The sequence below is a fragment of the Niallia laureatilytica genome, assembly GCF_046613985.1.
In the GTDB taxonomy this organism is placed as follows: Bacteria; Bacillota; Bacilli; order Bacillales; family Cytobacillaceae; genus Niallia.
The window spans coordinates 206748-226672 of the sequence record NZ_JBKKHP010000002.1; the positions used below are offsets into that span (position 1 = coordinate 206748).

Annotated in this window: 17 protein-coding genes and 1 other annotated feature; of the genes, 16 read left to right on the forward strand and 1 reads right to left on the reverse strand. The window is 38.2% G+C overall.

Annotation, left to right across the window (positions count from 1 at the left end):
- Positions 1 to 97 precede the first annotated feature (97 nt).
- From ACLIJJ_RS06255 to ACLIJJ_RS06280, 6 genes are all read left to right on the forward strand, one after another.
- Complete coding sequence (locus ACLIJJ_RS06255) at positions 98 to 1123, forward strand: ABC transporter ATP-binding protein (protein WP_411229515.1); 1026 nt, start codon at positions 98 to 100, stop codon at positions 1121 to 1123.
- Complete coding sequence (locus tag ACLIJJ_RS06260; RefSeq protein ID WP_411410669.1) at positions 1123 to 2112, forward strand: ABC transporter ATP-binding protein; 990 nt, start codon at positions 1123 to 1125, stop codon at positions 2110 to 2112. Before ACLIJJ_RS06255 ends, ACLIJJ_RS06260 begins: the two co-directional genes overlap by 1 nt.
- 24 nt (positions 2113 to 2136) lie before the next feature.
- Positions 2137 to 3840 carry an oligopeptide ABC transporter substrate-binding protein gene (gene opp4A, locus ACLIJJ_RS06265; protein WP_411410670.1) on the forward strand — a complete coding sequence of 568 codons (1704 nt, stop codon included), beginning with the start codon at positions 2137 to 2139 and terminating at the stop codon, positions 3838 to 3840.
- A gap of 27 nt (positions 3841 to 3867) precedes the next feature.
- Positions 3868 to 4833 carry an oligopeptide ABC transporter permease gene (opp4B, locus tag ACLIJJ_RS06270; protein ID WP_251645325.1) on the forward strand — a complete coding sequence of 322 codons (966 nt, stop codon included), beginning with the start codon at positions 3868 to 3870 and terminating at the stop codon, positions 4831 to 4833.
- Between the two features lie 12 nt (positions 4834 to 4845).
- Complete coding sequence (opp4C, locus tag ACLIJJ_RS06275) at positions 4846 to 5763, forward strand: oligopeptide ABC transporter permease (protein WP_411229519.1); 918 nt, start codon at positions 4846 to 4848, stop codon at positions 5761 to 5763.
- A gap of 279 nt (positions 5764 to 6042) precedes the next feature.
- A complete protein-coding gene (locus tag ACLIJJ_RS06280) occupies positions 6043 to 6792 on the forward strand; it encodes a YjbA family protein (protein ID WP_233316716.1) in 750 nt (249 codons plus the stop codon).
- 65 nt (positions 6793 to 6857) lie between these two features.
- Here the strand turns inward: ACLIJJ_RS06280 and trpS are convergent, their stop codons facing one another.
- Positions 6858 to 7847: a tryptophan--tRNA ligase gene (gene trpS, locus ACLIJJ_RS06285; protein WP_233316717.1), complete on the reverse strand. Its 990-nt coding sequence runs from the start codon at positions 7845 to 7847 to the stop codon at positions 6858 to 6860.
- Between the two features lie 112 nt (positions 7848 to 7959).
- Positions 7960 to 8177 (reverse strand) — a binding site (T-box leader).
- A 546-nt stretch (positions 8178 to 8723) separates the two neighbouring features.
- On the opposite strand from trpS, the gene ACLIJJ_RS06290 reads away from it, so the two are divergent.
- From ACLIJJ_RS06290 to cls, 10 genes are all read left to right on the forward strand, one after another.
- Positions 8724 to 10340 (forward strand): peptide ABC transporter substrate-binding protein, encoded by a 1617-nt coding sequence (locus ACLIJJ_RS06290; protein ID WP_233316718.1) that lies wholly within the window; start codon positions 8724 to 8726, stop codon positions 10338 to 10340.
- 93 nt (positions 10341 to 10433) lie between these two features.
- A complete protein-coding gene (locus ACLIJJ_RS06295) occupies positions 10434 to 11369 on the forward strand; it encodes an ABC transporter permease (protein ID WP_233316719.1) in 936 nt (311 codons plus the stop codon).
- 2 nt (positions 11370 to 11371) lie between these two features.
- A complete protein-coding gene (locus ACLIJJ_RS06300; RefSeq protein WP_233316720.1) occupies positions 11372 to 12289 on the forward strand; it encodes an ABC transporter permease in 918 nt (305 codons plus the stop codon).
- Between the two features lie 12 nt (positions 12290 to 12301).
- Positions 12302 to 13369, forward strand: a complete 1068-nt coding sequence (locus ACLIJJ_RS06305) for an ABC transporter ATP-binding protein (RefSeq protein WP_245399841.1) — start codon at positions 12302 to 12304, stop codon at positions 13367 to 13369.
- Position 13370: 1 nt separating this feature from the next.
- Entirely contained in the window at positions 13371 to 14306 is a 936-nt protein-coding gene (locus tag ACLIJJ_RS06310) for an ABC transporter ATP-binding protein (RefSeq protein WP_233316722.1), read from the forward strand.
- A gap of 133 nt (positions 14307 to 14439) precedes the next feature.
- A complete protein-coding gene (locus ACLIJJ_RS06315) occupies positions 14440 to 15642 on the forward strand; it encodes a putative glycoside hydrolase (RefSeq protein ID WP_341075311.1) in 1203 nt (400 codons plus the stop codon).
- Positions 15643 to 15654: 12 nt separating this feature from the next.
- Complete coding sequence (locus tag ACLIJJ_RS06320; protein WP_233316724.1) at positions 15655 to 16230, forward strand: GNAT family N-acetyltransferase; 576 nt, start codon at positions 15655 to 15657, stop codon at positions 16228 to 16230.
- Positions 16231 to 16729: 499 nt separating this feature from the next.
- On the forward strand, positions 16730 to 17125 hold the full coding sequence (gene spxA, locus ACLIJJ_RS06325; RefSeq protein ID WP_233316725.1) for a transcriptional regulator SpxA: 396 nt from the start codon (positions 16730 to 16732) through the stop codon (positions 17123 to 17125).
- Positions 17126 to 17546: 421 nt separating this feature from the next.
- Positions 17547 to 18206, forward strand: coding sequence for an adaptor protein MecA (gene mecA, locus ACLIJJ_RS06330; protein ID WP_233316726.1), 660 nt, complete (start codon positions 17547 to 17549; stop codon positions 18204 to 18206).
- Positions 18207 to 18398: 192 nt separating this feature from the next.
- Positions 18399 to 19916 carry a cardiolipin synthase gene (gene cls / locus ACLIJJ_RS06335; RefSeq protein ID WP_237940952.1) on the forward strand — a complete coding sequence of 506 codons (1518 nt, stop codon included), beginning with the start codon at positions 18399 to 18401 and terminating at the stop codon, positions 19914 to 19916.
- The last annotated feature ends 9 nt before the right edge of the window (positions 19917 to 19925 follow it).

A 19925-nucleotide genomic window follows, 5' to 3' on the forward strand; every position in this document is an offset into this window, starting at 1 on the left:
ATATTTAAAAAAATATTGCAATTCAAATAAATCTGTAATAGTATTTTAACAAATAGATTTTAATGTAATAAAAGTCACAATATGTCAGAGGTGTAAAATGAACGGTAATGCTTCCACATCAAATGATAGTTATTTGCTGGAGGTTAAAAACTTAGAAACCTCCTTCTCTATCGACGGAAAGCTGTATAACGCTGTCGATAATGTATCCTTCCAAGTGAAGCCGCGCCAAATTGTCGGAATTGTTGGAGAATCTGGGTGTGGGAAATCAGTCCTTAGCCTGTCTATTATGAAGCTTCTTCCTAAAGGAGCAGGAGTTATCCGCTCAGGTGAAATTATCTTTGATGGAGTCCATCTTGAAACAATGGGAGATAAAGAGATAAACAGTATTAGAGGCAGTGACATTTCCATGATATTTCAAGAACCAATGACCTCATTAAACCCTGTTTTCACAATAGGCTTTCAATTAATGGAGGTATTGTTAAATCACCACGATATCACCAAGAAACAAGCAAGACAAAAGAGTGTCGAATTGTTGAAAAGCGTAGGTATATCAAGGCCGGAAAAACTGGTAGATGAATATCCGCATCAGCTTTCAGGCGGGATGCGCCAAAGGGTGATGATTGCGATTGCCATCGCCTGCCAGCCGAAGCTTTTGATTGCTGACGAGCCAACAACCGCACTTGACGTAACTGTTCAAGCTCAAATCCTTGATCTCATGAAAGAAATTCAAGCAGAGAACGATATGTCTGTCATTCTAATCACCCATGATTTAGGTGTAGTTGCGGAAATGTGTGATGAAGTAATCGTCATGTATGCAGGCAAAATCGTCGAGAAGACAGACGTTGATACACTGTTCTACGAACCGAAACACCCCTACACAAAACTGCTTTTGGAGGCTATCCCAAAAATGGACGAGGAAGTCGAGCTGTTGAGCTCCATCAGCGGAATAGTTCCATCCTTAAAAAATATGCCCGAAGCCGGCTGCCGATTCGCAGATCGCTGTCCGATGGCAATGCCCGAATGTAAATACATAACACCGATTCTTGCAAGCACTGAAGATGGACATGAAGTTTCCTGCCTTCTCTATGATCAAAGCAAACCGAAGGAAGGAGTGAACGCATAATGACAGCAGAAACTATTAAGGATAAAGATATTTTATTGGAAGTTAAAAATCTTAAAACCTACTATCCTATTAAGGGCGGATTTTTACAAAGAAAAGTGGCTGATGTAAAAGCAGTCGACGATATATCTTTTGAAATTAATAAAGGAGAGACATTGGGGTTAGTTGGGGAGTCTGGCTGCGGCAAGTCAACAGCAGGACGAACCATATTGCGGCTGTTAGAGCCGACCGATGGAAAAATCATTTTTGACGGTAAAGATATAACGAAGGTAAAAGGAGCAACTTTACGGAAAATACGTCAGGACTTCCAGATGGTTTTCCAAGATCCTTATGCTTCTCTTAATCCGACTATGATGGTAGGCGACCTAATTTCTGAGCCTATAAGAAATTATTATAGAAAAGACGGTAAAGCTTTGAAACAAGAGATTCTTGAACTACTTATGAAGGTTGGCTTGCCAGAGGATGCTTATTATAAATATCCACATGAGTTTTCTGGTGGTCAAAGGCAAAGGGTTGGAATTGCTAGAGCATTAGCTTTAAGACCGAAGCTAATTATTGCTGATGAACCTGTTTCAGCACTTGATGTTTCCGTGCAATCTCAAGTGTTAAATTTGTTGAAATCCTTGCAAAAAGAGTTTGACCTAACCTTTTTATTTATTGCCCATGATTTAAGTGTAGTTAAGCATATGAGTGATCGAATTGGAGTTATGTATCTAGGTGGTCTTGTTGAAATTTCTGCAAAGGAAAGCCTTTATGAAGAACCGCTTCATCCATATACACAGGCTTTGATATCAGCTATACCTGAGCCTGATCCAAGAAAAAGAAAAGAGCGAATTATTCTTAAAGGAGATGTGCCAAGCCCAATAAACCCACCGAAAGGTTGCGCTTTTCATCCGCGTTGCAAGCATGCAATGCCAGAATGCTCAAGCATTAAACCACAATTAAAGGAGGTGAAGCCAGGACATCAAGTCGCTTGTCATCTTTATAACTAAAAATATATGTATGGGGGGAAGATTATGAAAAAGAAGTCTATGTTATTGATTTTTTCATTGCTGCTAGTATTATCGGCTTTTTTGGCAGCATGCTCGGACACTACTAGTTCAGGGGAAGACAGCGGTGAGAAAAAGGAAGTGGAAGGCGGAACAGTAACATTTGGTTTTACACAGCCATTTAAAGGTGTCTTATCTTATGCTTATTATGAAGGTGAAGATGATGCTAATGCCCTTCAATTTATGCAAGAAGGTTTACTTAAGACAAATGATGATTTGGTTGCAGAGCCAAACCTGGCTACATATGAGTTTTCCGAAGATAATACAGTACTAACTTTTAAAATTAAAGAAGGCGTAAAATGGCATGACGGTGTTGAATTAAAAGCAGAAGATATGGAGTATGCTTGGTACTTGATTGCTGACCCTAATTATAATGGACCTCGTTACGCAAACGTTGCCATGATTAAAGGGGTTCAAGAATATCATGATGGAAAGTCAGATACGATTGAAGGCATTAAGGTAGTCGATGATTATACGATTGAAGTTACATTAATTGAGCCACAAGTCAATGTGCTGGAAAATATCTGGACTTATCCAGAACCTAAGCATTATTATGGTGATCTTGCGGCAGACAAGGTGTCTGAGGCTGACCAAGTACGGAAAAATCCAATAGGTGTAGGACCATTTAAAGTAAAAACAATTGTTCCAGGTGAAAGCATTGAATATGAGCGTTTTGATGATTACTGGCAAGGTAAACCAAAATTGGATGGTGTCGTTTATAAAGTTATAGACGGTTCATTGGCTTCAGGCCTTATTCAAAATGGAGAAGTAGATGTAATTGAAGCACCTAAAGACCAATGGGAAACTATTAAGGCGTTAGACAATATTAATCCAGTTACTGTTGATGCTATGTCTTACTCCTATATTGGCTTTAATTTTGGTCATTATGATAAAGAAGCAGGAAAAGTTGTTATGGACAATCCAAAATATCAAAGCAAAGAATTACGTCAAGCGATGGTATATGCAATTGATCGCCAAGCCTTTATTGACAATTTTGCTTCTGGATTAGGTAAACCGTTAAATACACCATATCCTACTGTATCATGGGCGAAAATCCCTGATGATCAAATCAATTCATATGAATTCGATCAAGAAAAGGCGAAGTCATTGCTTGATGAAGCAGGCTATAAAGATGTTGACGGAGATGGGTTCCGTGAAGATCCAGATGGCAAACCGTTCACAATTAAATTTGATGCTATGAGTGGCGTGGAAACATCTGAAGCACGTGCGCAATTCATCTTGCAGTCATGGGGTGATGTTGGTCTTAAAGCAGAACTGAACGGTGGTTCATTAAAAGAGTTTAACTTGTTCTACGATACAGTAGAGGCAGATAAGTCAGAAGTATTCATGGGTGCATGGGGGCTTGCGAATGACCCAGATCCATCTGGCTTATGGTTATCAACAGATGTTTGGAACTATTCACGCTGGTACAATGAAAAATCGGATGAATTAATCAAAAAAGGTATTCAATATCCGCAAGATGCAAATCAAGATGTGCAAGAGTACAGAAAAGAAATTTATTATGAATGGCAAAAAATTGTAAATGAGGAATTACCGACAATCTTCTTTGAACAGCGTGAAGACGCTTGGGCCATTAATAAACGAGTAGAGGGCGTTAAAGTTACTCCATTTGGAACAGAAGATTTCCACCAATGGCATATTGTTGAATAAAAGTTTAATTGATAAGGAGAATGGAATATGTTGCAATACGCAATTAGAAGGCTAATCGGTATGATTCCAATTCTTTTCCTTATCTCAGTAGTGGTATTTTCCCTGGCGAAGTTAATGCCAGGGGATGCCCTATCTGGAAAAATAGACCCGCTTAATTCAGATCCTGCTTATATTGCCGAAATGCGTGATCAATTAGGGTTAGATGATCCAATTCATATACAATATTTGAGATGGATTGGCGGAGTTCTGCAAGGAGATTTTGGAGATTCATTCCAGCATAAGCAGCCGGTTATGGAACTTATTGGAGAGAGATTGCCAAATACAATTATTCTCGGCATTACAGCATTAATTATTACCTATGTTCTAGCATTTTTTATGGGAAGATATTCTGGAAGAATGCCATATACAGTTGGAGACTATTTAATATCTGGCTTAAATTATTTAATGCTTGCTATTCCAAGCTTTGTAGCAGCATTGGTAGCTATTTATATTTTTGCCATCCATTTAGGCTGGGTACCAGCAAGCGGCAGTGTCGGCTCAGGTGTGGAACCGGGCAGTCTTGAGTATATCCTGAGCAAAGCTAAGCATACAATTTTGCCTGCTATTGTATTAGGAGCGATGTCAACTGCATCGTATACACAGTTTTTAAGAAATGATATGATTGAAAGCTCTCGTAAAGATTATGTTCGTACTGCAAGAGCAAAGGGTACGAAAGAATCAGCGATTTACAATAAGCATATATTGCGAAATTCTATTATCCCGATTATCACACTATTAGGATTCGATATAGCAAATATAATTGGTGGCGCTGTTATAGTAGAGTCAATATTTACATATCCTGGTATCGGAAATTTGTTCTATGAATCAGTAAACAACAGGGATTATTCGGTTATGATGGCTATTTCCCTGCTGTTGACAGTTATGTCTCTAGTGGGAAATCTGATTGCGGATTTATTATATGGGCTAGTCGATCCACGGATTCGTTTAAGTTAGGAGGGAATGAGATTGGAACCATCATTATCGAAGCAGACTAGAGTGACACCGAATTTGAATAAACCTGTTAAAAGCCAATCTCCATGGGCGATTGCCCGCAGGAAATTCCTTGCAAATAAGTTGGCCCTAATAAGTTTATTATTTTTGTTGTTAATTACGATATTATCCGTTTTGGCAGAACCACTTACGATGTCAGTTGAAGAAAACAATCGAATAGATTTTTCGCAAATAAGCAAAACACCATCTTCAGAGCATTTTTTTGGTACTGATAAGTCTGGAAGAGATATTTTCGCTAGAACACTGCTTGGTGGACAGACTTCCTTGCTACTAGCATTCTCCATTACTGCCTCGGTTGTAATAATTGGCACAGTGATTGGAGCAATTGCTGGGTATTTTGGAGGATGGGTAGACAACCTACTCATGAGGTTCACCGACTTTGTCATGAACTTTCCATTCCTGATTTTTGTTATTGTTCTTGCTGCTATTTTTCCAGGTAGCAGTATTGGCACACTGATATTTGTCATAAGTATTCTCAGCTGGACAGGTATTGCCAGACTGGTCAGGAGTAAGATAATGGCTGAGAAGGAAAATGAATACGTCTTAAGCTCTATATCAATAGGATGTTCGCCAGCTAAAGTTATTTTTAACCATTTGTTGCCGAATGTCGTATCTACTATTATTGTACAGGCAACTTTAACACTAGCGACGATGATTGTCGTGGAAACTAGTTTAAGTTTTCTTGGTTTTGGAGTGCCGTTGACTACGCCGACATGGGGCAATATGATGCAAGAAGCAAGAAGTCCCGATGTACTAATGAATAAGTGGTGGATATGGATTCCCCCAGCAGCAATACTAACCTTGACTATCCTATCCATTAACTTCATAGGCGAAGGCCTAAAAGATGCCTTCAACCCAAAATCCAAACGTTAATGATTAACAGGTTTACTGTACAATTAGAAAAGGCTATAGATATAAAGGTAATAAGTCTTTCTTACATAGAAAGGCTTTTTTGCTTTTTAAATCTATGGAGAGTTTGTACATATATAAGAGAAATGTATCATAATAATAAACATACTATGAATGGGCGAGTGCAAAGATTACATGCTTTCTAGAAAAGAAACTTATAAGAACAATGACAAAACAGGAATAAATTTACTGCTCGATGCCCATACTGATTGACAAACAGTTGTTGAAGCGAGGGATAATAATATGCAATATCTTCATGATGTTTGGGTTAATTGGTTTGAAGGAGAAGAAAACGGTTATAATGTTTGCCATTTCCACGAATGGAGAAAAGAAGATGGGGTGGAGCTGCTTGATCAGGTGCCGCTCGTAAAGATTGATTCGGTGTTGTTTAACTACATAGAAAATGATTTAGCAGAGCTTCCGAGGCAGCTGCTTGAAGAAATTTACCAAAAAGCTTATCTTCGAAAAAACCATGAAAGAATCCAATTGGATTATTGCTTTGTTGTTTCAGATGGAATAGGGATTTTGGTTGTTGATACACTTGGTTATTCCATTCCGATTAGAAAAAGCAGAATGATACCTAGGCAGGAACAGCTGGCATATGAGTTACTTGAAAGCCAAGAGACTATAAACTACAACTTTCAAACAGACAACGAAGAAAATAAGGAGTTTCATATCCTGTCGCCTGAGCCGCAAATGATGTACGGGCTGACTAGAAAAGAGCGTCAGCTTAAGCAATTGTTGTTCATGGCACTCGATCAGCTGCATTCCTCTGAAAATGTTGCAGAAGTGAGATATTGGTATACAGAATGGAGCCCAGAGAAGTATTTTGATATTCAAAGCCTTGAATTTGAGGATGCTTGGAGTGAGCTGTTTGACTGCACGAAATTTGGCTGGTCGCCAAAGCATGAGACGTTTTGTGAAAACATTATAAAAGGACAGCCCTTTTTTGAGAAGCTTTGGGAATTAGAACATGGACCAAAGGTAAATTAAATAACTGCTTTCTTCTATTATAAGACATAAAAACAGGCTGATAGCTATCTATCAGCCTGTTTTTATTATCTGCGCTTGCGGCCTAAGCCCATAGCGTTTTCCATTTTTTTAACCATTTTGTTTGCTACTTTATTCGCTTTTTCCGCACCTAAATCTAAAATCTCGTCAAGCTCAGGGGAGTTCATTAATTCATTGTATTTCTCTTGAATTGGACGAAGTGTATCAACAACTACTTCTGCAAGATCTGCTTTAAAGTCGCCGTAGCCTTTGCCTTCATACATTTCCTCCAAGCTTGCAATTGATTTCCCTGAAAGAATAGAGTAAATAGACAACAGGTTGGAAACTCCCGGTTTATTTTCAATATCAAACTTCACGATGCCTTCTGAATCTGTAACAGCACTCTTGATCTTTTTGACAATGGCTGACGGCTCATCTAATAGAGTGATTGTTGCCTTTTTATTAGGATCAGATTTGCTCATTTTTTTCGTCGGTTCTTGCAGTGACATGATTCTTGCGCCGACTTTAGGGATACGAACTTCTGGTATTGTCAGAATGTCGTTATATTTCTTGTTGAATCTTTCAGCAAGATCTCGTGTCAGCTCTAAATGCTGCTTTTGGTCTTCTCCGACTGGAACTAAATCTGTGCTGTACAGCAGAATGTCTGTTGCCATCAATGGCGGGTATGTGAGAAGTGCTGCAGAGACACCTTCTTTGCCAGCTGATTTATCTTTAAATTGCGTCATGCGCTCTAATTCCCCTATATAGGAAATACATTGCATCATCCAAGCACCTTGAGCATGGGCAGGCACTTCTGATTGGATGAATAATGTAGCCTTTTCAGGGTTAATACCGACAGCAAGATACAATGCAGCAAGGCTGCGGATATTGTTTCTTAATACAAGGCGGTCTTGCGGAACTGTGATCGCATGCTGATCAACAATGCAGAAATAGCAGTTATAATCATCCTGTAGCTCCACAAACTGACTTAGTGCGCCAATATAATTTCCTAAAGTAATTGTTCCGCTCGGCTGGATGCCGGAAAAGATTGTTTTCATTTGTTTTTCCTCCATTTGCTGTTTGTACTATATAAAGGTTGGACATAGAAACGTCTTTTTAAGCCTGCAAGGAATTTTTTGCACAAAAAAAGACCACACGTCCCTATACGAACATAGGGACGAATGGTCCGCGGTGCCACCCTAATTGCTTAAAACAAGCCACTTTATCCTTGGTAACGAAAGGAAGTCGCTGAAATGTAATATGCAAGAAGTAGCAGTTCTATTTCAGTGCTCAAAAGTCCATTCCTTATAACTGGCTGTTTGTTTTCACCAGACACAAACTCTCTTTTAAACCATTATATAAGTACTACTCTTTATCAAAGCATAAATGTATTAACTATATATGTATAAATTAAACTAAAAACAAGGAAAAATCAAGGGAAGGCAAGGGATATTTTACGCTTAGAGGCCTAATTGATTCAATGAAGATAAAGAAGGGATAACTTTATCAGGAAAATGTTAGGAAATTTTAATTTTCTAGCTACAAAGTATATCAGAATATTATTCACAGAAAAATCTATAAATTAAATTAATTTAGATTATTCTTAATTCTACAAAATTCTACAAATTTCTTGCAATCTAATAGGTCGATATATATAATTGGTTTTACGAGTGGAAATTAAAAGTGATATTTCAGACTATTTGAAACAATTGGATACTAAAGTTTATTTCCTAATTCATTATTATACTAGCCTAATTGTTTAGTAGTGACGAAGGTTACATAAAGGATTGTTTACTATTGCTGAATAGCGAATAAGTGGGCTTGAATTTACAGACTATTTAGGAAATATAAGTTTATGTATTCTTGCGTTTTATATGGGAAAGATAATTTTTGGAAACTCCACTTGTGGACAAAATATATAAGGGGGTAAAACAATGAAAAAGAGAATGCTTGTACTTCTATCATTAGTACTTGCACTTAGTGCATTCCTTGCAGCTTGTGGCAACGGCGACAGCGGTAGCTCAGAAGAGGCAAAACAAGATTTGCGTCTTAACATCAGATCAGAGCCATTCTCACTAAACCCTGGTTTAGCGAATGATTCTACATCAAGCAACGTATTGCTTCAAACTTTTGAAGGTTTAACTCGTATTGATAAAGACGGTGAGCCTGAGGAAGCAATGGCTGAAGACATTCAAGTTTCAGACGACCAATTAACTTATACTTTCAAAATTAAAGAAGATGCTAACTGGTCAAACGGTGATCCTGTAACTGCTGAAGACTTTGTGTATGCTTGGAAATGGGCTCTTGACCCAGCTAACCAATCACAATATGCTTACCAGCTTTACTATGTAAAAGGTGCTGAAGAAGCTAACACTGGTAAAGGTAAGCTAGATGATGTTGGAGTTAAAGCAATCGACGAGAAAACGCTTGAAGTTACTCTAAACAACCCAACTCCATACTTCACTCAATTAACTGCTTTTTACACTTACTTCCCTGTAAACAGCACAATTGCTAAAGAAAATCCAGACTGGTATAAAGATGCTGGAGATGATTATGTATCAAACGGACCATTCAAAATGACTGAATGGAACCACAGCGAATCCATTAAGCTAGAGAAAAACGAAACTTATTGGGATGCTGACACAGTTAAGCTAGCAACAGTTGAATATTCTATGATCGATGATGCTGGAACTTCTCGCAGCATGTACGAAAACGATGAGTTAGACTGGAATGGTCTTCCATTCGATACTGTTTCAACAGATGCTATTAAAGCACTTAAAGACAGCGGCGAGTTGAAAACTCAAGCAACTGCTGGTACTTACTGGTACAAATTCAATACGGAAGTTGAACCTTTGAACAACGTTCATATCCGTAAAGCATTGACATATGCAATTGATCGTCAATCAATTGTAGACCAAATTACACAAGGTGGACAAATTCCAGCAATGGCAGCTGTTCCTCCAACAATGTTCCCTGAGAACGAAGAAGGCTACTTCAAAGACAATGATATCGAAGCTGCAAAAGCAGAACTTCAAAAAGGTCTTGATGAGCTAGGCTTGAAAGATGCTTCAGAACTTCCAACTATCACTTTATCTTACAACACAGATGAAGCACATGCGAAAATTGCTCAAGCAATTCAAGATATGTGGAAAAATAACCTTGGAATTGATGTAACATTAGGAAACGAAGAGTGGGCTGTTTACATTGATAAACTTCACTCTGGCGATTACCAAATCGGACGTATGGGCTGGTTAGGTGACTTCAATGATGCAATCAACTTCCTTGAGCTATACCGCGATAAAGAGGGCGGTAACAACGATACAAACTGGGAAAATGCAGAATTTAAACAATTGTTGATCGATTCTCAAAAGGAAACTGATGCAGCAAAACGTCAACAAATGCTTAAAGATGCTGAAGCAATTCTAATGGACGAGCTTCCAATCGCACCGATTTACTTCTATACAAATGTTTGGGTACAAAAAGACAACCTGAAAGATGTAGTAATTTCTGGTCTTGGTGATGCTCAATTGAAATGGGCTTATTTCGAATAATATAAGTCAAAAGTAAAAAGGTATATGAAGCTTTTGCTTCATATACCTTCCTTTCTAATTAGAGGTGATTAGAAAATATTGGAGGTTTAAATCATGATAAAGTACTTGACAAGACGTCTGCTGTTTATGTTACTTTCTTTACTGCTTATTGTAACAGCAACGTTTTTCTTCATGAGGTTGGCACCAGGTAACCCTTTTACATCAGAGAAACAGCTGCCACCGGCAATTGAAGCTAACTTAAATGAACATTATGGACTAAACGACCCTTGGTATGTCCAATATGGGGAGTATTTACTTCGCATTGTACAATGGGATTTCGGCCCATCATTCAAATATAAGAGCCAAACAGTTAATGACTTAATCAATGAAGGATTCCCTGTTTCCTTAGTTCTGGGAATGGAAGCAATCTTTATTGCATTAGCAGTTGGTGTATTACTTGGTATTATTGCTGCATTGAAGCATAACAAATGGCAGGATTATACAGCAATGATTATAGCAGTACTCGGAATATCTGTTCCTTCCTTTATTATGGCCGCATTTTTACAATATGTATTCGCGATGAAATTAGGCTGGTTCCCGGTTGCAAGATGGGGAACATTCTCACAAAGCGTCTTGCCTGCCATCGCATTAGCAGCAGGGCCAACGGCGTTCATTGCCCGACTTACAAGATCATCTATGCTTGAAGTGTTGAGCAATGATTATATTAAAACGGCAAAAGCAAAAGGCTTGAGCCAAACTACTATTACAGTAAAACACGCTATCCGTAACGCTATTCTTCCAGTAGTATCCTATATGGGACCACTATCTGCAGGGATTGTAACAGGAAGCTTTGTCATTGAGAAAATATTCGGCATACCAGGTCTTGGATCACATTTCGTCAAGAGCATCGGTAACCGTGATTATACAGTAATTATGGGTGTAACAGTTTTCTATAGTATTATCCTATTAGTATCTGTTCTTCTTGTCGACATATTATATGGACTAATCGATCCACGCATTAAATTAGCTGGCGGGAAGAAAGGAGAATAAGCATGCAGCAAATTTCAAAAGATAAATTCAAAGTTGTCGGTAACAGCAGCGCTGAAGCAGAAACGATTTCCAGACCGAGTCTGTCCTTCTGGAAAGACGTTTTTATGCGTTTCAGAAAGAACAAGCTTGCTATGTTCGGCCTTGTGCTGTTAATTATTTTAATTGTTATGGCGTTTTTGGGACCTTTTCTTACACAATATGATTATCGTGAAAACGACTTAATGAAAGCAAACCAGCCTCCAAGTGCAGAGCATTACTTCGGTACAGATGATCTTGGACGTGATATGTTCGCTCGTATTTGGTATGGTGCGAAAATCTCTCTATTCATCGGGATTGCAGCTGCTATCATTGACTTAGTAATTGGTGTAATCTGGGGGGGAATCTCTGGGTATAAAGGCGGCCGTGTCGATGAAGTAATGATGAGGATTGCAGACGTACTTTACGGAATTCCTTACTTGCTTCTAGTTATCTTATTAATGGTAGTTTTAGGTCAAGGATTAGGAACAATGATCCTGGCAATGAGTATTACCGGTTGGATTAACATGGCACGTATTACACGTGGACAAGTGCTTTCATTGAAAAACCAAGAGTATATTTTGGCTTCAAGAACTTTAGGTGCAGGCTTAACAAGAATCATGGGCAAACACTTGATTCCAAATGCAATGGGACCTATTCTTGTAACATTAACTTTGACTATCCCAAATGCTATCTTTACAGAAGCATTCTTGAGCTATTTAGGATTAGGTTTAACACCTCCTTTAGCAAGTTGGGGAACAATGGCTAATGATGGTATCGCAGCGATGAGCTACTACCCATGGCGTGTATTCTTCCCAGCATTGTTTATCTGTTTAACAATCTTTGCATTTAATGTAATCGGCGACGGCATACGTGATGCACTAGATCCAAGACTACGTAAGTAAGGAGTGAGCAAAATGGAAAAATTGTTAGAAGTAAAAGATTTAAAAGTCTCATTCCATACGTATGGAGGAGAAGTTCAAGCAGTACGCGGTGTTTCTTTTGATTTATATAAAGGAGAAACATTGGCTATCGTCGGTGAATCAGGATCAGGAAAAAGTGTAACATCCCAAACATTGATGAAGCTGATTCCAATGCCACCTGGTCAAATTAAAGGCGGACAAATCCTGTTTAAGGGTCAAGATATTGTTCCAAAAACAGAAAAAGAAATGCAAGCTATCCGCGGTAAGGATATCAGCATGATCTTCCAAGATCCAATGACATCATTGAACCCAACGATGAGAATCGGAACACAAATCATGGAAGTAATTATTAAGCATCAGGATATTTCGAAGGAAAAGGCAAAAGAAAGAGCAATTGAATTGCTGAAGCTTGTTGGAATTCCAATGCCAGAAAAAAGGGTTAATCAATACCCTCATGAATTTTCAGGCGGTATGAGGCAGCGTGCAATGATTGCTATCGCTCTTGCTGCAAGACCATCCTTGCTTATTGCCGATGAGCCTACAACTGCATTGGATGTTACAATTCAGGCACAAATCCTTGATTTAATGAAGGAATTGCAAAACAAAATGGATACAAGCATCATCTTTATCACTCATGATCTCGGTGTTGTTGCGAATGTTGCAGATCGTGTTGCTGTTATGTATGCTGGTGAAATCGTTGAAATGGGCACAGTAGATGAAATATTCTATGATCCAAGACACCCATATACTTGGGGATTGCTTGCGTCTATGCCTAGCTTGGATAATGATGGAGAAACGGAGCTTGCTGCCATTCCAGGAACACCACCTGATTTGACAAACCCTCCTGTAGGTGACGCGTTTGCACCGAGAAATCCGAATGCCCTTGCAATCGATTATGAGCAAGAGCCGCCAATGTATCAGGTTTCAGAAACGCATTTCGTGAAATCTTGGCTGCTGCATCCAGATGCTCCAGCTGTTGAACCGCCTGCATCTGTGAAGGAGAAAATCCGTCCTTTATCCACTAACTTTGATAAACCTGTACTAGTGAAGGGGGATTTGTGAAATGGCTGAGAAATTACTTGAAATAAAAGACTTAAAGCAGCATTTCAATGTCGGCAGACCAAATTTGGTAAAAGCCGTAGATGGTGTATCCTTTGATATCTACAGAGGAGAAACATTAGGTTTAGTTGGTGAATCCGGCTGTGGTAAAAGTACGACAGGCCGATCAATTATTCGCCTTTATGAAGCAACAAGTGGACAAGTTCTATTTAATGGAGAAAATGTTCACGGAAAAAAATCAACTGCAGATTTGAAGAAATTCAATCGTAAAATGCAAATGATTTTCCAAGATCCATATGCATCCTTGAACCCTCGTATGACGGTAGCTGATATTATCGCAGAGGGCATTGATATCCATGGATTAGCGAAAACCAAAAAAGAACGCATGGAAAAGGTATATGAGCTGCTGAATACAGTTGGGTTAAACAAAGAGCATGCCAACCGCTATCCGCATGAGTTTTCCGGCGGACAAAGACAGCGTATCGGAATTGCCCGCGCACTTGCTGTAGATCCAGATTTCATCATTGCCGATGAGCCGATCTCTGCACTTGACGTATCAATCCAAGCTCAGGTTGTAAACTTGATGAAAAAGCTGCAAAAAGAAAAAGGCTTAACATACTTGTTTATTGCCCATGACCTTTCAATGGTTAAATATATTAGTGACCGTATTGGCGTTATGTATTTTGGGAAGCTGGTAGAGTTAGCTCCTGCTGATGAGCTGTACAACAATCCTATCCACCCATATACAAAGAGCTTGCTGTCTGCTATTCCGCTTCCAGACCCTGAGACAGAGCGCACTCGTACAAGAACAGCGTATGATCCTGCTGTACATCAGTATAAAGAGGGCGAAGAGCTTAAAATGCGCGAAGTAAAACCAGGACATTTCGTATATTGTTCGGAGGCAGAGTATAATCAATATAAACTGCAATTCAAAAGTTAATTCATAACGATCTCTCGATTTGAGATCGTTATTTTTTTTGCTTTTTTTTCAGTTAATGGAGAATGGCAAGAACATTTAACCATGAATTAATAGAAACAGGCACATAATAAAAGAAAGATTGTGGAGGTGTCGTATGAAATACATTACTTTTTACTTATCTTTTGCATTATGTGCTTTATTGTTAATACCTAACACAACAGGAGCTGAAAAGCCTGATTTGTTATCAGACCAACAAACGGAGAAGCTTCTAAAGGGTTTTCCTGAAGAAGTTTCTGAAAGGAAGAAAACAAGTCTGACATTTCCTTATCCTGACGCAGTCAGAGGCATTTATGTTAGCGGCAGTGCGGCAGGAAACAGCAATCGGTTTAATCAGCTAATTCAGTTTGTGAATCAAACAGATTTGAACGCGATGGTTATTGATTTTAAGGAGGACAGCGGAAAGCTCGTTTATAAGCCAACAAAAGCTTCATCGTTAGCAAACGCAGGTTCTAATAAAGTGAAAAGTATCCCCGCCATGCTAAAAAAATTGGAGAAAGCAGGCATCTATCCAATTGCAAGAATTGTTGTTTTCAAGGACAGTCATCTGGCACAGCAAAAACCAGAGTGGACATTCAGAAATGGCGAAAAGGTTTGGAAAAATGAGCGTAATGAAGCCTTTATTAACCCTTTTGTGAAGGATGTTTGGGACTATAATGTAGCAGCAGCAATAGAGGCAGCACAGCTAGGGTTTCAAGAAGTTCAGTTCGATTATGTCCGTTTTCCTGAAGGTTTTGAAAAAAAAGGCGCTAATTTAAGTTATTCTAAAGGTGATTATGGGAAACTGAATATAAGTGAAGGGCAAAGAAGGGTAAAAGCAGTATCTGACTTTGTTAAATATGCGAAGGAAAAGCTTAAGCCGTATCATGTAAAAGTTTCTGTGGATATATTCGGCTATGCGGCAACACTGGAAGAAGCTCCTGGCATTGGTCAGAACTTCACAGAAATCAGCAAAAATGTTGATGTTATTTCAAGCATGATTTATCCAAGTCATTGGGGTCCTTATTTTGGAATAAAAAAGCCTGACCTTGAACCATACCGCCTTGTAGACGCGTACATGAAAGTAGAGAAGCAAAAGCTGACAACTTTGCGCAATCCACCAATTTCCCGGCCATGGATTCAAGACTTCACTGCTGTTTATTTAGGAAAGGGAAATTATCAGCCTTACGGAAAAAAGCAAGTCGAAGCTCAAATTGACGCTTTATACGCAAATGGAGTGAAAGAGTTCCTTCTCTGGAACGCAGGCTGTAAGTATACAAGCAATGTGAATTACAAACCGGCGGAATCAAAGAAAAGATAGGAGTTTTTCAATATGCATTGGTATGAGAAATTAAATGAGTATTTTCCGATAGAAGAGATGAAATCACAAGAACATATGGAAGCCTTATTAGCAGATTTTCCAGAAATTTATCATAAGGATGAAGGGAAACACCATGTATTGATGTATGTGGAAGTGGAGGATTTTATTTTCATTGATTATCTGTTTGTTTCTGGAGAGTCGAGAGGACAAGGTTTAGGGCATAAACTGTTAGAAAAACTTAAAGAAAAGGGCAAACCGATTATTTTGGAAGTAGAACCAGTTAACTATAAAGATTCAGATACAAAAAAACGCTTGAAGTTTTACAAAAGAGAAGGCTTCCAGCACGCCAAGACAATTGGCTACAGAAGAAGATCTTTAGCAACAAAAGAAGTTAATGTAATGGAAATACTGTATTGGTCACCAACTAATGAATCTGAAGAACTGGTGTATGATGCACTAGTAAGAACATACGAAAAAATCCATACGTATCGTGACAGTGATTTTTATGGACAGTCATACGATCCGGTTGAACAAGCAGTCCAATTTGATGAGGATAAAGAGAAGCGAGATATATTTGACGAAATTTGACTATAATTGAAAACAGATGGAAAGCGTATGTATGTTTCTATCTTATTTTCAATAACTGATTCTTAATTGAGAATGGATAAAAGAGGTTTATGTAATGGGACAAACGGGTACTTACACTAAGAACAGGAAAAATAAAAGAAAAACAAATGCGCCTAAAAAAAATGAAACCTTTTTACATCTCAATCGTCTATAATAGTAAGCAATTTAAATAGCCTGAAATTCTCAAAAATTTACTGGGAAATAAGGAAAAAGGGCGGGTGATCATTGGCGTAAACACTGAAATGGGCTGCATATTAAAAGAAAAAGCAACTCTAAATAAACCTAAACAAATGATATTAAAAAAAACTATACCAAATTACTTATAATTGGTGTATAATAATTAATATAAATTACTTGATTAAATTAATTACAATTTAAGAATATAACATACTCAAGTATTTATTTGAATTAACTAGTGGTCTAAATACATGTCTAAATAAAGGGAGTGTGAATTTGTAAAATGGTAACATTATACACTTCACCAAGTTGTACATCCTGCAGAAAAGCAAAAGCATGGTTAGAGGAACATGAGATTGCTTATAAAGAAAGAAACATCTTTTCAGAGCCGTTATCCATTGAGGAAATCAAAGAGATTCTTCGTATGACTGAAGACGGTACAGATGAGATTATCTCTACAAGAAGCAAAACATTCCAGAAGCTGAATGTTAATCTTGAAACAATGCCTTTACAAAACTTGTTTGAGTTAATTAAGGATAACCCAGGATTACTGCGCCGTCCGATTATACTGGACGAAAAAAGGCTTCAGGTTGGTTATAATGAAGATGAAATACGCCGCTTCCTACCAAGGAAAGTTAGAACATTCCAATTGCGTGAAGCACAGCGTCTAGTGAACTAAATTGATTATTAAATAATAATATATAGGTCTGGCTAGAAAGCTGCTCTGCAATAATTGTGGAACAGTATAGTCAGACCTTTTTTTCTATAGTAGGAAAAGTCCAAGCTCCTTAAAAGGAATTTGGTTTGAAATTAAATTCCTGAGGTAATAATACTAAATATAGCTTGAAGTGAATACGCTTATAAAAAGAATCTCCTTACTTAGGCAAAAACCGTTTAAATAACCGTGAATATAGGCATACATTGGTTTTTGCTGATTTCAGGATATTTTAATTCCATTTAAAGCGGTTTTGTCATAAAATATAAAGTACAAGGTACAATAGCAGTTGACCTTCTATTTTAAAAAATGAAACATGGGATAAAACGAATATCTGTATGGGGGTTTAGTCCCTTCCATTATAGCTTGAAGGGAGTGTTGCAAAATGGAAATTGAACGTATTAATGATCATACAGTTAAGTTTTATATTTCGTATATTGATATAGAAGAACGCGGTTTTAAGCGGGAGGAAATATGGTATAACCGAGAAAGAAGCGAAGAGCTTTTTTGGGAGATGATGGACGAAGTTCATCAAGAGGAAGATTTTATTTTGGATGGGCCGTTATGGATTCAAGTTCAAGCATTGGATAAAGGACTTGAAATACTTGTGACAAGAGCACAGCTGTCAAAAGACGGTCAGAAATTCGAAATCTCCATTCCGGAAGACAAGCTGAAGGATCTGCCATTGGATGACCGCTTTGAAGATTTAATGGATCAGCACTTCACAGTCAAGGATGGAGACGATGACTTTGGGGAAAACCTTGAATTCCTTATTGCTTTTAAGGAATTTGAAGACTTAATTTCCCTCAGCAAACTTCATGGACTGGAAGGAATCGATACAAAACTTTACACATACAAGAACGAATACTTTTTGTATGTACAGTTTCTTGATGAAGAAACGGATGAAGAAGAAGTCGACAATGCGTTGAGCATCCTACTTGAGTATGGACAAGAAACGCAGACAACCATACATGTTGTTGAAGAATACGGCAAAGCAATCATAGAAGACGAAGTATTTATGGAGCTAAGAAAATACTTTCATTAAATAAATAAAGAGCCTGTTTAATGGTAAGGCAAGAAATTCACATTATAAAGTCTATATATAGTCATGGATTATCTATATAGTAGAAATTGTAATGGTGAGTTTCACCTTACAGGAGAACAGGCTTTTTATTTTTCATTTAATTTTTTCTCACATAGGGCGTATACATAATTGCAATGATGGCAGGTGTTTAACATGAATCATACAGCAAGGCTGGGAATATTTTTAGGAGCCGCAGGCATATTCGTGTATGTTTTTAATTTTTTTATTACCGTTAAGGGCGGAATTATTGGACAGCTTAGCTTAATCATAAGTCTTTGTGTGATATTTATCGGCTTTGTCATCTTCTTTGAAAACAGGCATCCTACACAAACACTGACATGGCTTGTTGTTCTTGGCAGTTTTCCCGTTGTCGGCTTTATATTTTATCTCCTGTTTGGACGTAATTATCGAAAAGAAAGAATTTATCGTAAAAAGTATTTTCTTGATAAACAGGCATTTTTGCGAATTGAAAGAGAAATTGGCACTGGAACAGAAGAAAGGCAAAAGGAAATGGATCTTCATCAGCAAAATTTGTTCCGGCTAGCAGAAAAAATCGGCAACAGCCCCATTTCATTCGGCACTTCTTCCACTATCCTCACAAATGGAGATGAAACGTTTTCCTCCATATTAGCTGAGTTGAAAAAAGCAGAGCATCATATTCACCTTGAATACTATATCGTGAGGCATGACGACATTGGCCAGCAAATTAAGGATGTCCTAATCGAGAAAGCGAACCAAGGGGTGAAAATAAGATTCCTTTACGATGCAGTCGGATCATGGCAGCTTTCGAAGCGCTATATTAATGAAATGCGGCAAGCTGGAATTGAGATTGTTGCATTTGGTCCAGTTAAATTTCCGGTACTTAACAGCAAGTTTAACTTTCGCAATCACAGGAAAATTATCGTTATTGATGGAAATATCGGATTTGTCGGTGGACTCAATATAGGTGATGAATACCTAGGGAAAAATCAGTCGATTGGCTTTTGGAGGGACACGCACCTTTTGGTGAAAGGAGAAGCGGTCCGGTCGCTACAGCTGATATTTTTGCAGGATTGGTATTATATGACGAATAGCAGCTTTTTGACAAATGATTATCTAACACCGATTACGGAAGAAAACACACATGGCGGGGTGCAGCTGATTGCCGGCGGTCCTGACAATGAATGGAGTGTCATCAAAAGTATCTTTTTTTCGATGATGACATCTGCAACGAAATCAATCTGGATTGCAAGCCCTTATTTTATTCCTGATGAGGACATCCTTTCTGCCATTAAGATTGCTTCATTGAGCGGCATTGATGTACGCATCCTTGTTCCTAATAAGCCGGATAAGCGCATTGTATTTCATGCATCCCGATCGTATTTTCCTGAGCTGCTTGAGGCAGGTGTGCGTATTTATGAGTATGAAAAAGGCTTTATGCACAGCAAGCTGTTAATCGTAGATAATGAAATAGCTTCCATAGGGACATGCAATATGGATATGCGCAGCTTCCACTTAAACTTTGAAGTAAGCGCCTTTTTATACAAAACCCAAAGCACTAAAAAGCTGGCAGATATCTATTTGAAGGATTTGGAAGATGCTGTGCAGCTTGAAATAGATTCATTCGGGAAAAGACATGTCGGTTTCCGCATCCTCGAATCAACATCAAGGCTTCTATCTCCCCTTTTATAAGGGAGGAGC

Excerpts from the sequence above, each read along its gene's own strand:
- ACLIJJ_RS06290 (WP_233316718.1), top strand. The coding sequence starts at position 8,724 with ATGAAAAAGAGAATGCTTGTACTTCTATCATTAGTACTTGCACTTAGT.
- opp4A (WP_411410670.1), top strand. The coding sequence starts at position 2,137 with ATGAAAAAGAAGTCTATGTTATTGATTTTTTCATTGCTGCTAGTATTA.
- ACLIJJ_RS06255 (WP_411229515.1), top strand. The coding sequence starts at position 98 with ATGAACGGTAATGCTTCCACATCAAATGATAGTTATTTGCTGGAGGTT.
- ACLIJJ_RS06315 (WP_341075311.1), top strand. The coding sequence starts at position 14,440 with ATGAAATACATTACTTTTTACTTATCTTTTGCATTATGTGCTTTATTG.
- ACLIJJ_RS06260 (WP_411410669.1), top strand. The coding sequence starts at position 1,123 with ATGACAGCAGAAACTATTAAGGATAAAGATATTTTATTGGAAGTTAAA.
- ACLIJJ_RS06305 (WP_245399841.1), top strand. The coding sequence starts at position 12,302 with ATGGAAAAATTGTTAGAAGTAAAAGATTTAAAAGTCTCATTCCATACG.
- trpS (WP_233316717.1), bottom strand. The coding sequence starts at position 7,847 with ATGAAAACAATCTTTTCCGGCATCCAGCCGAGCGGAACAATTACTTTA.
- ACLIJJ_RS06320 (WP_233316724.1), top strand. The coding sequence starts at position 15,655 with ATGCATTGGTATGAGAAATTAAATGAGTATTTTCCGATAGAAGAGATG.
- ACLIJJ_RS06300 (WP_233316720.1), top strand. The coding sequence starts at position 11,372 with ATGCAGCAAATTTCAAAAGATAAATTCAAAGTTGTCGGTAACAGCAGC.
- ACLIJJ_RS06295 (WP_233316719.1), top strand. The coding sequence starts at position 10,434 with ATGATAAAGTACTTGACAAGACGTCTGCTGTTTATGTTACTTTCTTTA.
- opp4B (WP_251645325.1), top strand. The coding sequence starts at position 3,868 with ATGTTGCAATACGCAATTAGAAGGCTAATCGGTATGATTCCAATTCTT.
- ACLIJJ_RS06280 (WP_233316716.1), top strand. The coding sequence starts at position 6,043 with ATGCAATATCTTCATGATGTTTGGGTTAATTGGTTTGAAGGAGAAGAA.
- ACLIJJ_RS06310 (WP_233316722.1), top strand. The coding sequence starts at position 13,371 with ATGGCTGAGAAATTACTTGAAATAAAAGACTTAAAGCAGCATTTCAAT.
- mecA (WP_233316726.1), top strand. The coding sequence starts at position 17,547 with ATGGAAATTGAACGTATTAATGATCATACAGTTAAGTTTTATATTTCG.
- spxA (WP_233316725.1), top strand. The coding sequence starts at position 16,730 with ATGGTAACATTATACACTTCACCAAGTTGTACATCCTGCAGAAAAGCA.
- cls (WP_237940952.1), top strand. The coding sequence starts at position 18,399 with ATGAATCATACAGCAAGGCTGGGAATATTTTTAGGAGCCGCAGGCATA.